General features: G+C 32.2%; 11 protein-coding genes and 1 tRNA gene. 5 read left to right on the top strand and 7 right to left on the bottom strand.

Annotated features, from left to right (window positions below):
* Nucleotides 1–168: 168 nt before the first annotated feature.
* From infB to rimP, 3 genes are read right to left on the bottom strand one after another with little or no spacing between them, the layout of a single operon-like run.
* A complete protein-coding gene (gene infB, locus FHG05_RS16590; protein WP_140999229.1) occupies nucleotides 169–3,006 on the bottom strand; it encodes a translation initiation factor IF-2 in 2,838 nt (945 codons plus the stop codon).
* A gap of 54 nt (nucleotides 3,007–3,060) precedes the next feature.
* Complete coding sequence (gene nusA, locus FHG05_RS16585) at nucleotides 3,061–4,299, bottom strand: transcription termination factor NusA (RefSeq protein WP_140999228.1); 1,239 nt, start codon at nucleotides 4,297–4,299, stop codon at nucleotides 3,061–3,063.
* A gap of 13 nt (nucleotides 4,300–4,312) precedes the next feature.
* Nucleotides 4,313–4,780, bottom strand: coding sequence for a ribosome assembly cofactor RimP (rimP, locus tag FHG05_RS16580; RefSeq protein ID WP_140999230.1), 468 nt, complete (start codon nucleotides 4,778–4,780; stop codon nucleotides 4,313–4,315).
* Between the two features lie 172 nt (nucleotides 4,781–4,952).
* On the opposite strand from rimP, the gene FHG05_RS16575 reads away from it, so the two are divergent.
* Nucleotides 4,953–5,777 (top strand): universal stress protein, encoded by an 825-nt coding sequence (locus FHG05_RS16575; protein ID WP_140999227.1) that lies wholly within the window; start codon nucleotides 4,953–4,955, stop codon nucleotides 5,775–5,777.
* A gap of 46 nt (nucleotides 5,778–5,823) precedes the next feature.
* Here FHG05_RS16575 and FHG05_RS16570 read toward each other — a convergent pair.
* Nucleotides 5,824–5,894 (bottom strand) — tRNA-Gln (locus FHG05_RS16570).
* Nucleotides 5,895–6,044: 150 nt separating this feature from the next.
* On the opposite strand from FHG05_RS16570, the gene FHG05_RS16565 reads away from it, so the two are divergent.
* Both FHG05_RS16565 and FHG05_RS16560 read left to right on the top strand, forming a co-directional pair.
* The gene (locus FHG05_RS16565) at nucleotides 6,045–9,254 is read left to right on the top strand and encodes a glycosyltransferase family 117 protein (RefSeq protein ID WP_140999226.1); all 3,210 of its coding nucleotides are present in this window, start codon (nucleotides 6,045–6,047) and stop codon (nucleotides 9,252–9,254) included.
* 81 nt (nucleotides 9,255–9,335) lie between these two features.
* A complete protein-coding gene (locus FHG05_RS16560) occupies nucleotides 9,336–9,992 on the top strand; it encodes a polysaccharide deacetylase family protein (protein ID WP_140999225.1) in 657 nt (218 codons plus the stop codon).
* Here the strand turns inward: FHG05_RS16560 and FHG05_RS16555 are convergent.
* The 3 genes from FHG05_RS16555 to FHG05_RS16545 form a co-directional block, all read right to left on the bottom strand.
* Complete coding sequence (locus tag FHG05_RS16555) at nucleotides 9,989–10,285, bottom strand: thioredoxin family protein (RefSeq protein ID WP_140999224.1); 297 nt, start codon at nucleotides 10,283–10,285, stop codon at nucleotides 9,989–9,991. The two genes, FHG05_RS16560 and FHG05_RS16555, sit on opposite strands and share 4 nt — an antisense overlap.
* Before the next feature lie 64 nt (nucleotides 10,286–10,349).
* Complete coding sequence (locus FHG05_RS16550) at nucleotides 10,350–11,570, bottom strand: metallophosphoesterase (protein ID WP_140999223.1); 1,221 nt, start codon at nucleotides 11,568–11,570, stop codon at nucleotides 10,350–10,352.
* Nucleotides 11,571–11,687: 117 nt separating this feature from the next.
* Entirely contained in the window at nucleotides 11,688–13,154 is a 1,467-nt protein-coding gene (locus tag FHG05_RS16545; protein ID WP_140999222.1) for a hypothetical protein, read from the bottom strand.
* 179 nt (nucleotides 13,155–13,333) lie between these two features.
* On the opposite strand from FHG05_RS16545, the gene polA reads away from it, so the two are divergent.
* Entirely contained in the window at nucleotides 13,334–16,174 is a 2,841-nt protein-coding gene (polA, locus tag FHG05_RS16540) for a DNA polymerase I (RefSeq protein WP_140999221.1), read from the top strand.
* Between the two features lie 61 nt (nucleotides 16,175–16,235).
* Nucleotides 16,236–16,625 carry a hypothetical protein gene (locus FHG05_RS16535; RefSeq protein ID WP_140999220.1) on the top strand — a complete coding sequence of 130 codons (390 nt, stop codon included), beginning with the start codon at nucleotides 16,236–16,238 and terminating at the stop codon, nucleotides 16,623–16,625.
* Nucleotides 16,626–16,678: the final 53 nt, after the last annotated feature.

The raw sequence follows: 16,678 nt of genomic DNA, 5'->3' as shown, positions 1-16,678 counted from the left end.
TTGTCGTTTAAATGCTTCACTATAAAATTGTGGAGCTCTCTTTAATTTTTGAGAATCTTTTAATGTTGACATAATTCTATTTTTGTAGTCAACTTTTTTCAGGACAAGACAATCATATAAAAAAACCAAGCTAAAATAGCTTGGTTTTTTTATATCAAATGAAATTTCTTATTTCAATTTTTTCTTCACTTCTACTTCTTGGAAAGCTTCAATTAAGTCTAGCTCTTTAAGATCATTGTAGTTTTTAATCTGCATACCACAATCATATCCTTTTGACACTTCTTTAACATCATCTTTAAAACGTTTTAAAGTAGCTAATTCACCTGTGTAGATAACCACACCTTCTCGAATTAAACGAATTTGTGAATTTCGATAAATCTTACCATCTGTAACCATACATCCCGCAATAGTTCCCACTTTGGAAATTTTGAATAACTCACGAATTTCAGCAGTACCAGTAATTTCTTCTTTTAATTCTGGTGAAAGCATTCCTTCCATAGCATCTTTCAAATCATCGATAGCTGCATAAATAATAGAATAATTACGGATATCAATTTCTTCTTTCTCAGCTAATGCTTTTGCATTTCCTTGTGGACGCACGTTAAATCCAATAATAATTGCATCAGAAGCAGATGCTAACAACACATCCGATTCGGTGATAGCACCAACACCTTTATGAATAATATTAATTTGAATTTCTTCGGTAGACAATTTAGAGAAGGAATCCGATAACGCTTCTACCGATCCATCTACGTCTCCTTTTAAAATTATGTTTAGTTCTTTAAACTGACCTAAAGCAATACGACGACCAATTTCAGCTAATGTAATGTGCTTTTGTGTACGAACCGATTGTTCACGTTGCAATTGCGTTCTTTTTGCAGCAATTTGTTTCGCCTCTCTTTCATCATCATATACATTGAATTTATCACCCGCTGTAGGAGCTCCATCCAAACCTAAAATTGATACGGGTGTTGATGGCCCTGCTTCTGTAACATTATGTCCACGCTCATCAAACATAGCTTTAATCTTACCATGATTTTTACCCGCCAACATATAGTCTCCAATTTTCAAAGTACCCGCTTGTACTAAAATAGTAGTTACATAACCACGTCCTTTGTCTAATTGTGCTTCCACAACCGTTCCTAGAGCATTTCTATTAGGATTTGCTTTTAGTTCTAGAACTTCAGCCTCTAATAATACTTTTTCTAATAATTCTTTAACACCTAAACCTGTTTTAGCAGAGATATCATGAGATTGGTATTTTCCACCCCAATCTTCTACTAAAAGATTCATTCCTGCTAATTTTTCTTTAATTTTTTCAGGGTTAGCCGTTGGCTTATCCACTTTATTAATAGCAAAAATCATGGGTACTCCAGCAGCTTGTGCATGACTGATTGCCTCTTTGGTTTGTGGCATGATATCGTCGTCAGCAGCAATTACAATAATAGCAATATCTGTAACTTGAGCACCACGAGCACGCATAGCTGTAAAGGCTTCGTGACCAGGAGTATCTAAGAAAGCAATTTTTTGACCATTATCTAACTCTACACCATACGCACCAATATGTTGGGTAATTCCACCCGACTCACCAGCGATAACATTTTCTTTACGAATGTAATCTAACAAAGATGTTTTACCGTGATCCACGTGACCCATTACCGTTACGATTGGAGCCCTGTGTACTAAATCTTCTGGGTTATCTACAACAACTTCAGCAGCTTCTTCAATATCAGTAGTAATAAATTCTACTTCATAACCAAATTCATCGGCAACAATAGATAACGTTTCAGCATCTAATCGTTGGTTCATGGTAACCATGATTCCAAGTGACATACAGGTTCCAATCACTTTTGTAATTGGAACATCCATTAAAGAAGCAATCTCACCAACAGTTACAAACTCCGTTACTTTTAAGATTTTACTTTCTAAGTCTTGTTGTTGTAACTCATCATCAACACGTTGACGGTGTGATTCCCTTTTATCTTTTCTGTATTTTGCTGCTTTAGAACCTTTTTTACCTTTCCCTTGAAGTCTTTCAAGAGTTTCTTTAATTTGGTTTTTTACTTCTTCTTCAGTTGGTTCTGTTTTTTGAACAACAACTTTTTTACCTTTATTAAAACGATCTTTAGAGAAATCTTTTTTAACACCTCCACCAGCTTGTGGCCCTGTAGCATTATTATTATTTGCCCCAGGAACTGGCTTCGTTATTCTTTTTCTCTTATTCTTGTTCGAATTGTTATTGTTATTATTATTGTTATTATTTACTCCACCTGCATTAGACCCTTTTGCATCACCTGGCTTTTTAATATCTTTTCGAGGTTCAATTTTCTTCTTAGGTTTATTGAACTGACTTAAATCAATCTTTTGCCCAGTAAAAGTAGCTCCAGAAAGTTTTTGATAATTGGTAGCAATTTTATCATCTTCTGTAGCCTCTTGAGTAGGGTTGTTTTTTTCAACAGAAGCATTGGTAACCACTTTAGGTTGCTCTACTTTTTCAACTGTTCTTTCAACCGTTTTTACAATTGGCTTTTCAGGCTCCACCTTTGGTTGCTCTTCAACCACCACTTTTGGCTCTTCTTTTTGCGCTTCAACAACTACAGGTTTTTCCTCAACAACGGGAGTTTCTTGTTTTGGTTCAACCTTTTTTGGATTTAAATCGATTTTTCCAACCGCTTTAGGACCTGCTAAAGAAGCTCTTGCTTTAATTACTTCTTGTTTCTGCAGTTCTTCTTGCTGACGTTTAATCTCAACCTCTTTTTCTAGCTCTTTTTTAAGTGCTTCTTTCTCCTTTTTCTTTTCTTCACTTACTTCAAGAGAGGCTACTTTCTTGCCTTTATCGGCAGAAAATTGACTGCATAAGACATCGTATTCCTCTTGAGATATTTTAGCATTTGGACTTGCTTCAATTTCATGATCCTTTTCTTTTAAAAAGTCCACAGCTCTATCTAGAGAAATGTTTAACTCCCTTAAAACTTTATTGATTCTTATAACTCTTTTGTCAGACATATAATCTTTTTTCTAATTCTTTTTGTTTTGTGTGTGTTGTTCAATTTTTAAGAATTAATCTTCTAATTCTTCTTTTAAAATTCGAATAACATCTAATATTGTTTCTTCTTCTAAATCAGTTCTTCTCACTAAATCTTCAACATCTTGACCTAAAACACTTCTTGCTGTATCTAAACCAATTTTTTCAAATTCTTCAATTACCCAAGCATCAATTTCATCCGAAAACTCTCTTAACTCAACATCGTCTACTTCAACTACACCTTCTCTAATAACATCTAACTCATAACCCGTTAATAAACTTGCCAATTTGATATTATATCCTCCACGACCAATAGCTTTAGAAACTTCTTCTACTTTCAAAAACACTTCTGCTTTTTTAGTTTCTTCATCAATTTTAACGGAAGAAACTTTAGCAGGACTTAATGCTCTTGTTATATACAATTGAATATTATTGGTGTAATTAATTACGTCAATATTTTCATTTCCTAACTCACGTACAATTCCATGAATTCGAGAACCTTTCATTCCCACACAAGCTCCTACTGGATCAATTCTATCATCATAAGAATCAACAGCTACTTTTGCTTTCTCACCAGGAATTCTTACTACCTTTTTAACATTAATCAACCCGTCAAAAACCTCAGGTATTTCTTGTTCAAATAATTTCTCAAGAAATTCAGGAGCTGTTCTTGACATCATAATTTGAGGCTTGTTTCCTTTTAATTCTACACTTTCTATAATCCCTCTTACATTATCTCCTTTTTTGAAATAATCATTTGGAATTTGCTTTTCTTTAGGCAATACAATTTCATTACCATCGTCATCCATTAAAACCACCATTTTTGGTCTCACATGATGTACTTCAGCAGTATAAATATCACCGACTAAATCTTTAAATTGCTTATAAAGATTTGTATTATCGTGTTCATGAATCTTTGATATTAAGTTTTGACGAAGTGCTAAAATAGCTCTTCTTCCTAACTGAAACAATTTCACTTCTTCAGATACTTCTTCACCTACTTCAAAATCAGGCTCAATTTTTCTTGCATCTGCTAATGAAATCTCAGAGTTTTCATCTTCAACCTCCCCATTTTCAACAACAGTTCTATTTCTCCAAATTTCCATATCACCCTTATCAGGATTAATAATGATATCAAAATTATCGTCTGAACCGTATTTTTTCTTCAATGCATTTCTAAACACATCTTCTAAAATTGCCATTAAGGTAACTCTATCTATGAGCTTATCGTCTTTAAATTCTGAAAACGACTCTATTAACGCAATATTTTCCATGTCAACTCTTTATTTAAAATAATACTATTACTGTAGCTTCTTTAATTTCAGAATAAGGCAAATTTACAGATTTTTCTACTGTTTCTTTCCCTTTTCCTATTTTTTTTGGTTCTCTTGCTTTCCATTCTAATGTAATCCCATTATCATCGGCAGCAGTAAGTAAGGCTTCAATTTCTCCAGAAGAAGTTGTTTTTACTTTTAAGTTTCGACCAATATTCTTTTTATACTGTCTTACCAACTTAAGTGGACTTGAAAGTCCTGCTGAGGCCACTTCAATACTAAAATCATATTTTTCAGCATCTAAATTAGCATCTATTACACGATTTACATCAATACAATCTTGCAACGTAACCCCTTTATCGCCATCTAAAATAATATTAATTTTATAGGCATCATCCACTTTTAAATCAATCAAAAAAAGAGACGGGCGCTCTTCAAGCGCTTCGTGCAACAATTGATTTACTTCCTCTTTAAATGTCATATTTTTATAAAAAGAGGCACGCGTTGCGTGCCTCATTATTTAACTACTTTATAAATAATCGATGCAAATATACATAATATTTTTTTTAATTTAAAATAATTGTTTAATTAGAATATAATCAGTAACTTTATGATGTAAACTTTTACAATTCAAACTAAAAAATTATATTTTTATGAAAAAAATTTTAGTACCCACAGATTTTTCCAAACATGCCGAATACGCTTTAAAAGTTGCTGCTCAAATTGCCAAAAAAGACGATAGTGAAATCATTCTTATTCACATGTTAGAACTTCCTACAACTGGAAATGACGCTATAACTTCTTCACACGAAATACCTGAATTAATGCTTTTTAAAAATGCAGCAATTGCCAAATTAGATAATTTGATGAATGCTCCCTATTTGCAAGGCATTAAAACCACAAAAGTAATTCAGTTTGAAATTGCATTTGACGGTATCATGGGCAATCAAAAAACACACAATGCAGATTTAATCGTTATGGGCTCACATGGAGCAAGCGGGTTTCAAGAAATGTTCATTGGATCCAATACTGAAAAAGTAGTTCGAAATGCCGAAATACCTGTCTTAGTTATAAAAAGAGAAGAAACAGATTTTAGCGCCAAAGACTTTGTGTTTGCTTCCGATTTTTCAGACGAAATAAAAAGTCCGTTTGAAAAGGTAGTGGATTTTGCTAATAAATTTAATTCTCACATTCACTTGGTAAACATCAATACCCCAAATAATTTCAAATCAACTCGTGTAGCACAAAAAATCATGGATGATTTTGTTTCACATTTCAACATCAACAGCTTTTCAACACACATCTATAACGACATTAATGTGGAAAAAGGAATTCTTCATTTTGCCAAAAGTATCGATGCAGACATTATTGGAATGAGCACCCATGGAAGAAAAGGACTTTCACACTTCTTCAACGGAAGCATCAGCGAAGACCTTGTAAATCACGCCAAAAGACCTGTAATTACTTTCAAAATATAAAACTTTAAAACATAAAAAAAGCCTCTCAATTGAGAGGCTTTTTTTGTTGGCCCACAAGGACTCGAACCTTGAATGACGGTACCAAAAACCGGAGTGTTACCATTACACCATGGGCCATATTTCCTGAATGCGAGTGCAAATTTAAAACATATTTTTTAATCTGCAAGTTTTTCTAAAAAAAATATTAAAATTTATTTTAAATCTTTTCTGCTAACAAAAAAGTAGTTTCTTTGTAATACGAATTAAAAAAGACAAATATACATTTTTATGACTGCATTTAATTTTAAAAAATGGAATACGATTATTGGGTGGATCACTTTTGCAATAGCTTTGGTAACCTTCTCATTAACTGTTGAACCTACAATGAGTTTTTGGGATTGTGGTGAATACATTGCTACTTCTGCCAATCTTGAAATCGGACATCCTCCAGGAGCTCCACTATTCCAAATGTTAGGTGCTTTCTTTGCCATGTTTGCTACTAGCACCTCAAAAATTGCCTTAATGGTGAATATGATGTCGGTGTTTTCAAGTGCTTTTACCATATTGTTTATGTTTTGGTCACTAACACTTTTAATGAGAAGGATTTTTATAAAAGATGAAAATGCAACTCCCGAAAATGCTATTATGATTTTAGGAAGTGCTTTTGTAGCTTCATTAGCTTTTACATTTTCAGATAGTTTTTGGTTCAATGCCGTTGAAGCCGAAGTATACGCTATGGCCTCTTTTTTAATTGCTATCTTATTTTGGTTAGGATTGAGATGGGAACAAGACATGGAAAAGCCAAAAGGAAATAAATGGCTTCTAATTATATCCTTAGTAATAGGATTATCATTTGGAGTTCACTTTATGGCATTATTAACTTTACCTGCTATTGGTTTTCTTTATTTTTTCAAGAAATATAAAAATATTACTTTAAAAAGTTTTCTTGTTGCAAATGTGGTCATAGTAGCTATTTTACTTTTTATTTTTAAATTATTACTTCCCTATACTTTAGCCTTTTTTGGAAAAACAGAAATCTTTGCGGTAAACAGCTTAGGGCTTCCTTTTAATTCTGGTACCATAATTGCTTTTATTATATTATTATTATTATTTTATTTTGGTTTACGCTACACAAAAGTAAAAGGGCACGTTTTTTACAATACCATCATTTTATCGATTTTATTCATTTTAATTGGATTCTCTACTTGGTTAATGCTCCCCATTAGAGCCAATGCAAATCCTCCAATAAACGAAAACAAACCTTCTGATGCTGCTGAAGTTTTAGCCTATTATAATAGGGAACAATATGGAGAACAACATCTTTTTTATGGACCTCAATTTTCTGACAGTTATTCTGGATTAGATGAAAACACTCCTTATACAGATGGAAAACCAAATTACGAAAGAGACTATAAATCTGGAAAATATATAATTACTAATAATTATAAAAATGCCAATCAAAATACAGACGACAACCACAAAGCTTTTTTGCCTAGAATGTGGAGCAGTGATCATAGTGAAAATTACATGATTTTTACAGAACCGTTAGATTTCAGAATTAAGCCAGAATATGCTGACGAACAAGAATTGATTCAAATTGTTGCTGAATTTAGAAGTGCATTTAACAGCCACCGTTTAGATTATGAAGATTATGATAAATTCTTAAAAGGTTATGGCGACTATTTGATCGTAGAAAAACCAAGTTTCTTTAGCAATATGAAATTCATGTTTGAATACCAATTTGGTTACATGTACTGGAGGTATTTAATGTGGAATTTCACAGGAAGACAAAGTGACAATCAATGGAAAGGAGATAATACAGACGGAAATTGGATTAGCGGTATTAAACCTTTAGATGCTATCCGTCTAGGCTCTCAAGACAACTTAACTTCCGACATGTTGAACAACAAAGGAAGAAACACCTATTTCTTTTTACCTTTTATTTTAGCTGTAATTGGTATGATATATCATGCTAAAAAAGATGTTAAAAGTTTTTATGTATTACTTGTGTTATTTTCATTTACTGGTTTAGCACTTAAAATATATTTAAATGAACGCCCATTTGAACCTAGAGAAAGAGATTATGCTTTGGTTGGATCATTCTATATTTTCGCAATGTGGATTGCTTTTGGAGTCTATTCTCTATATGATGGAATAAAAAAATATCTTAGTCCAAAGGCTACAGTTCCTGTGGTATTAGGATTAACATTATTAGCTGCTCCTGTACTTATGGCGTCTCAAAATTGGGACGATCATTCTCGCGCAAACAAATACACTGCATTAGCCAATGCAAAAGCGTATTTGGATTCTTGTGATGAAAATGCCATTTTATTTACGATAGGCGATAATGACACTTTCCCTTTATGGTATGCACAAGAAATTGAAGGATATCGTACCGATGTTCGAATTGTAAACACCAGTTTATTTATGACCGATTGGTACATTGATCAAATGAGAAGAAAAGCCTATGAATCTGATCCTATTCCTTTAACCATGTCTCGTGATTTGTACAAAGGTAGTAATAGAGATTATAGTTTCTTTATTGAAAAAACGAAAGACTCTATGCTCTTACAAGATTTAATTCGTTTCTTATCTTTAGAAGATGAAAGAGCCAAAATCGAACTACGAAGTGGTCAATCTGTTAATTATTTCCCATCGAATAAAATTATTATACCAATTGATAAAGAAACGATTATAAAGAACAAAGTAGTTTCTCCAAAATATTACGATTCAATTGTACCGTACATCGAATTCAAAATTAAAGGAGATGCTTTGTACAAAAATAGATTAATGATGCTAGATATTATTAATGCAAATAATTGGAAAAGACCTATTTATTTCACAGGTGGTAGTTTTGGTGATGATGATTATTTATGGATGAAAGATTATTTAGAACTAGATGCTATGTGCTTTAAATTGGTTCCAATTAAAACCAAAAAGAATAACGATGGCCCAAATCCATTAGAAATGGGATTCATTGACTCTGACAAGATGTACAATATCATTCGTAAATGGGATTGGGGCAATAGTGGAAACTCAAATATGTATTACGATCCAGAAACGCGTAAAAACGGAATAACTTACAGAACCAATTTAGCCCGTTTAATGGAAACCTTAATTAACGAAGGTAAAATGGATCAGGCTGAAAACATAATTGATTTGGCAATGGAAAAAATGCCAATTGACTATTTTGAATACTACACTTTGGTTGACCCTTTTGCAGAAGGATATTATGAAGTTGGAAAAAAAGAAAAAGCTAGAGAAATTATTAAAAAACTGATTACAAAATATCAAGAAGAATTGACCTACTATAAAGGCTTAAATAAGGCAAATATGGATAGAGATGACATGATGGTTATCATTTCAAATATTGAACGTTATAGAAGTTTATTAGAAATTATGAAACGCGCCAATGATACCTCGTTCTATAATGAAGAAAAAGTGAAATTCAATAATTATAATAAAATGTTTCCTGAGTTTGATAGGGATATGGAATAACACAAAACATACCTCATCATTCTAAATAAAAAAGTGGGATCTAATTTACAGGTCTCACTTTTTTATTTTTATATTTACAAAATGAATCGATTTTGGATTAAAACACCCTTTTTTTTTGAATATTTATTCCCTAAATACCATTGGAAAATTAAAAATACGTCACGAAAAATTTATTTAACTTTTGATGACGGACCTATTCCTGAAGTGACCGAATGGGTTTTGGATATTTTAAAAAGGGAGCATATTAAAGCTACATTTTTTTGCATTGGTGAAAACATAACAAAACACTCCGATATATTTCTTCGTATAATAAAAGAAGGACACAGCATTGGCAATCACACTTTCAATCACCTTAATGGATGGAAAACAAATTCAAGAGAATATCTTACAAATACAAATCGTTGTAACGAAGTAATTAAAAATCAATTTAAAATTTTAAAAAAAAAATATAATACTTCTTTTCTATTTCGTCCCCCATATGGCAAAATAAAAAACAAACAAGCTAATAAACTTAGAAAAAAAGGATTTAAAATAATAATGTGGGATGTTTTAAGCTATGACTTTGATCAAAGCACCAGTCCTGAAAAATGTTTAGACCATGTTTTAAAAAACACTACAACTGGAAGTATTATTGTTTTTCACGACAGTATAAAAGCTAAAAAAAACTTAGAATATGCTTTACCAAAAGCAATAGAAAAATTAAAAGAAAAAGGTTATACGTTTGAATCAATCGATTAAGCTTGCTCTTGAACAAGAGCAATTAAAGTATTTGCGTCCATTTCACCACTTTGTCTCCAAACCATTTGACCCTCTTTATAAATCATCAAGGTAGGTAAACCTTTTACTCGTAAAGCTTCTGCAAGTTCACGATTTTTATCTACGTCAATTTTTATTACTCTAGCTTTATCTCCTAAAGCAGCAGCAACATCACGTATTACTTCATTCATAGCGACAGAAGGTTCATTCCATTCTGTAAAAAAATCTATCAATACAGGTACGCGTGCATCGATAAGTTCACCAAATTTTGACATAAATCGAAATTTTTAAGCAAAAATAATATACAAATGTAGCATTTTTACTGAATTAAGCCACATTTTAACCTTTTTTTAGTTCAATTACAGTTATTTCTGGCATTATTCCTACTCGACCTGGATAGGCATGAAATCCAAAACCTCTATTCACATAAATATATTTACCAGCATTTTCATATAATCCAGCCCATTGCTTATATACATATTGCACAGGACTCCATTTGATCCAACCTGGAATTTCGATTCCAAATTGAAACCCATGGGTATGTCCAGAAAGTGTTAAATGATAATGGTCTTCATGATGTTGTACCTCAGCATCCCAATGACTTGGATCGTGGCTCATTAAAATTTTAAAATCTTCTTTTTTCAACCCTTTTGAAGCCAATTTCAAATCTCCAGCTTTTTTAAAATGCCTTCCCCAATTTTCAACACCTACTAATTTTATACTGTCATTTCCTTTGGTAATCGTTACATTTCTATTCAACAATAAATCAAAATTAATTTGACGATGTAAGTCTTTAATGGCTTCAAAATTTTGTTGTTTGGCTTCATTAGAATCCCAATCAAAATATTCTCCATAATCATGATTCCCTAAAACAGAATATTTTCCCAATTTTGGGTTATGAATTTTTTTAAAGGTATCAATCCACGGTTCCATTTCTTTCGCATGTGTATTTACAATATCTCCCGTAAACAAAACCAAGTCAGATTGTTGCTCATTAATTAAATCAATGGCGTATTCAATTTTTTCTTTATCGTCGAAGCTTCCACTATGAATATCAGATATTTGTGTAATTGTTGTACCATCAAAGGAATCCGGTAAGTCGGAAAAATACAATGTCTTCTTTCTAACTTTAAAATTATACTTCCCAATTGTCATCCCATACAATAAAGATCCAAAAGGAATTGCAGCAATACTAAGCGCTATTTGACTGACAAATTTTCGCCTTTGCGGAAAAAAATAATCGCTATTATTATTTCCAATAAAATAATTCAAACAGCCCGCCAACAATCTATAAATATCTTCTCCTAAGAGAATGAGTGTTATAAAAATTTTTGGTAAAAAGGTAATCAAAAACAAACCAACAGTAAACAAAGATTGCTTATTTTGACCAGATCCTCTATCGTGAGTTAAAAAGAAATAGGTTATATATACGATAACACTTAAAGAAAGTAAAAGATAAATTCCTAGTACCCATTTTGACTTTATTACTGTTTTTACAGCCTGAAAAGAATAAAACTCTAGTAAAGAAATTAATAACAGCGGTATTAACCAACGAAGCATTTTATATTTTTTAGACAAAGTAACGAATTATCAAGCAGTAGCAAGTAGGAATTATTAAAATTTTAACGAACCTAAAAAAAGACCAATTTTAAAAATTGGTCTTTTTTAATTATTCGTTTATTTCATGAAGAGATTCAAAGAAACTGTAAGCATATTACTTGTCCCACTATATCTTTCTGCATATACTTCAACATAATCGTTAGGAGATAACTCTAATACACATTGCAACGGTAAAGCAAAAATATCACTTGTATTTGTCGTAAAAATATAAGTTTTTGATCGATTAATTACGGAACCATTTTTAGCAATATAAATCACATAAATTGTATTACTACTATTTGTTGCTTGAAAAGATACAGCTGCATTTATAGTAAAGAATCTTTTTTGATTTCCCAAATACTGTATTCTATTGTTGGTTCCACCTATTGATGCTCTAAAAAAATTATTTGCAGAAGTGGTACCCAATATTTTAACTGGTGTACCTGTTGTCAAAGTAGTTAATACTCCTGAACCAACTGCTAAATCAAAATTAACATCACCTACAGCAACAGCGTCACTTTCTATAGGAATACCAGAACAATTCACATTCCACGTATTATTAAAGTTAAATCCTGTATAAGAACCTGTAGTATAGGCTTTCACATACAAACCTGTAGATAAAGTTCCTGCAAAATTAACACCATATAAAGTTCCATCTGAAGATACTGTTGGATTAGAAGACATGTCCATACCTATAGCCGTTCCATTCACATCCATAAAGCCACCTTGTTTTTGAATAGAAGTAAAAGTTCCTTCATATTTTTCAAAAGTACCTAGGTTATTACCAAACCAGGCTTGATTATCCAATAATAATTTACCTATATTCCTATAAATTAACCCATTTGTATTACTTACAAATTGAATAACACTTCCAAAAACCAAAGTAAAACTTTCCAAAACTCCTACATTAGTAGAGTTTGCAATTACACAGTCCCTGAATATCATCGACTGTGTCCCTCCTCCATTTATATTAAAAACATTACCACCTGACGCAACGAGGGTAAGTACTTTAACAGTACCTCCTGTTGTTCCAGTAAACAAATCTCCAGATGTTTTAACTAATTTATCATCACCAGCGTCCAAACCAACCAAATACGCATTATTCAATTCAATGGGTAAATTTACCACAACAGTTCCATTAATTTCATATAATGTCTGAGAATCTAATACGTACTTTGCTCCTCCTCCAGCAGCTAATTCAGCAGCTAAAACGGTTGCCAAAACATCTGTGGATTTAATACGCTTAAATTTAGACCTTCCTTGCTTAATATTGATCCATGTACTAGCTGAACTATCATAATAACTATATTCTTTAGTATCTGTATCATAAACCATTAAGCCATTGGCAGGCGAAGTGATTACATTCTTTTGAGCAGTTGTCATTCTAGGAGTTAAGAATCCTTTAGTAGTTGAATTGACTTCAAGTACAGAAGATGCATCGGGAGAAGTAGTATTAATCCCTACTTGAGCAACAGCATTCTGAATTAAAAAACTCATGCATGTTACCCAAAAAAACAATTTAAAATGGGGCCATTTTTTTTTCATAATCTTCTTTAAATTTTAGATTAAATGTAATCAAAACCCATATTAAAGATACTGATTATCAAAAGTTTAACTTTAGTTACATTTTTTCTGTACTTTTTGTTAATTATATTTTGCGATGAAAAAAGGAATAAATGTTTTAAAGAATTGTATTTTTACATTTCCAATTAAAAAATAATTTCATGTCACAAAAACGATTATTCCTACTCGATGCCTATGCGTTAATTTTTAGAGGTTATTATGCTTTTATTAAAAATCCAAGAATTAATTCAAAAGGAATGGACACTTCTGCTATAATGGGATTTATGAATTCCTTAATGGATGTGATTAAAAGAGAAAAACCAGATCATTTAGCCGTAGCGTTTGACAAAGGAGGAAGTGATTTTCGTTTAGAAATGTTTCAAGAATATAAAGCAAACCGGGATGAAACCCCAGAAGCAATAAAGATTGCTGTTCCTTATATTCAGGAATTACTAAAAGCCATGCATATTCCTATTATGGAAAAAGCAGGTTTTGAAGCAGATGATTTAATTGGAACCTTAGCCAAACAAGCAGAAAAAGAAGGATATCAAGTTTTTATGGTTACTCCTGATAAAGATTTTGCACAGTTAGTTTCAGAAAATATTTTCATGTATCGTCCTGCAAGAATGGGGAATGGAATTGAAATTTGGGGTATTCCAGAAGTACAAGAAAAATTCGAAGTGGAACGCCCCGAACAAGTTATTGACTTTTTAGGAATGATGGGAGATGCTGTAGACAATATTCCTGGATTACCTGGCGTAGGTGAAAAAACAGCTAAGAAATTTTTAGCAGAATACGGTTCTATGGAAAATTTATTAGCCAACACCCATCAGTTAAAGGGAAAAATGAAAGAAAATATTGAAGCTAATAAAGAAAAAGGATTGCTGTCTAAAAAATTAGCCACCATACTTTTAGATTGTCCTGTAGCGTTTAATGAAAAGGATTTTGAACTTTCGCAACCAGATGTTGAAAAAACAGATGCTATTTTTCAAGAGTTAGAGTTCCGTCAAATGAAAGCACAATTCGACAAACTTTTTGGTGCTAACGCGAATTCAAATGAGGAAGACACACTTCTAAATCAAAATGGAGCAAAGAAAAGTCCAGTTAAAAAGACAGCCGAAAATCAAATGGATTTATTTGGTTTTTCCGATGAATCTACTGAAGAAAACAGTACAAACTCATACTACAATACATTAGAAAATACCGAGCATTTCTATCAAATTGTTCAAGGGGATTTAGCTCTAAAATTACTATTACAAAATTTACAAAAGCAAACTTCCGTTTGTTTTGATACAGAAACTACAGGTTTAGATGCTTTGCATGCCGAATTAGTAGGTATCGCATTTTCATGGGAAAAAGGAAAAGGTTTCTATGTTCCGTTTCCTGAGAATCAAGAAGAAGCAAAAGCTTTAGCTGAAAAACTACTTCCTTTCTTTGAGAACGAGCAAATTGAAAAAATTGGCCAAAATTTAAAATACGATTTAAAAATTTTAGCAAATTATGGCATTACTGTAAAAGGAAAGTTTTTTGATACCATGATTGCACACTATTTAATCAATCCTGATATGCGACATAATATGGATGTATTATCAGAAACCTATCTAAAGTATGCACCAAAATCAATTGAAACATTAATTGGTAAGAAAGGAAAAAATCAAAAATCGATGCGTGACGTTGCAGTAGAAGACGTAAAAGAATATGCGGTTGAAGATGCAGACATTACTTTTCAATTAAAAGAGCATTTCCAACCTATTTTAGAAAGAGTAGGTACTAAAAAATTATTTGACGAAATAGAAATTCCTTTAGTTGAAGTGCTTGCAGCTATGGAAAGTGAAGGAATTCATTTAGACGTTGATTTCTTACAAAAAATGTCGAAAGACATGCAAATCGAAATAGATGAATTCGAACAAAAAATATATGAAATAGCTGGTGAAACCTTTAATTTAGCTTCTCCAAAGCAGTTAGGGGATATTTTGTTTGACAAGCTAAAAATTGGCGGCACAAAACAAAAGAAAACCAAAACAGGTCAATATGCAACTGGGGAAGAAATTCTAAGTTACTTAGCCAAAGACCACGAAATTGTGCGTCATATTTTAGAATGGAGACAACTTGTTAAATTAAAAAGCACTTATGTTGATGCGCTTCCAAACCAAGTAGATCCTAAAACGCATCGTGTACATACCGATTACATGCAAACGGTTGCTGCTACAGGTCGTTTAAGTTCGAATAATCCAAATTTACAAAACATTCCTATTCGTACAGAACGCGGAAGACAAATTAGAAAAGCATTTATTGCAAGAGATGAAAATCACACTTTATTAGCAGCCGATTATTCACAAATTGAATTGCGTATTATTGCTGCTTTATCAGGTGAAACAACCATGATAGAAGCTTTTCAAAAAGGAGAAGACATCCACCGTTCAACAGCTTCTAAAGTATTCAATGTTCCTTTGGAAGAGGTAACCAAAGAGCAACGTAGTAATGCCAAAACTGTAAACTTTGGAATTATATATGGTGTTTCTGCTTTTGGATTAAGTAATCAAACCGATTTAACCCGTAGCGAAAGTGCAGAATTAATTGATGCTTATTACAAAACCTATCCTAAATTAAAAGCCTATATCAATGATCAAATTGATACGGCAAGAGAAAAAGGATATGTAGAAACCGTTTTAGGAAGAAGACGTTATTTAAAAGATATTAATTCAGCTAATGCAGTGGTGAGAGGCGGTGCCGAACGAAATGCTGTAAATGCTCCTATTCAAGGAAGTGCAGCAGACATTATTAAATTGGCTATGATCAATATTCATAACCGTTTGAAAAAGGAAAATTGGCAATCCAAGATGTTGTTACAAGTACATGACGAATTGGTATTTGATGTACACAATAGTGAGCTAGAGACAATTCAACCGATGATCAAAAAAGAAATGGAAAATGCTTTTACATTAGCAGTTCCTCTTACAGTAGATTTAGGCTTAGGAAGAGATTGGTTAGAAGCACATTGATAGAATTTTCAGCTATCCACGCAACCAATTAGAATCCCAGTCATCTTATGGTAAAATAGCTATGAAAAAGATTTTAAAATTAGTAGTACTGTTCTTACTTTTACAAAGTTTTCAATGTGAAAAACCCATTGTAGAAAAAAGCAGAAATAGTTATATTACTGACTTACGAAATGACAAACAAGCCATTTTAGACTATGTTGCCTCATTTCCATGTGATACAGCAACTGGATGTAGTTTTATTGCTTTTGGTTCTAAACCTTGCGGTGGTCCTTGGGAATATCTAGCCTATTCGAATGCTGTTGATGAAAGTCATTTAACGGAAATGGTTAATTCTTATAATGAATTAGAACATTCTTATAATATTGAATTTGAAATTTTTTCTGATTGCGCAGTAGTGAATCCACCGCAACAAGTAGACTGTATAAACGGAATTTGTACAATAATTAATTAGCTAAATCGTTTCATTTAAAAGAGAATTTTTTAAAATAATAGATTCTCTTTTCT

Source organism: Flavobacterium profundi (assembly GCF_006491645.1).
Classification (GTDB): Bacteria; Bacteroidota; Bacteroidia; order Flavobacteriales; family Flavobacteriaceae; genus Flavobacterium; species Flavobacterium profundi.
Note: the sequence above shows the minus strand (reverse complement) of the source record. Positions and strands in the feature narration are given on the sequence as shown.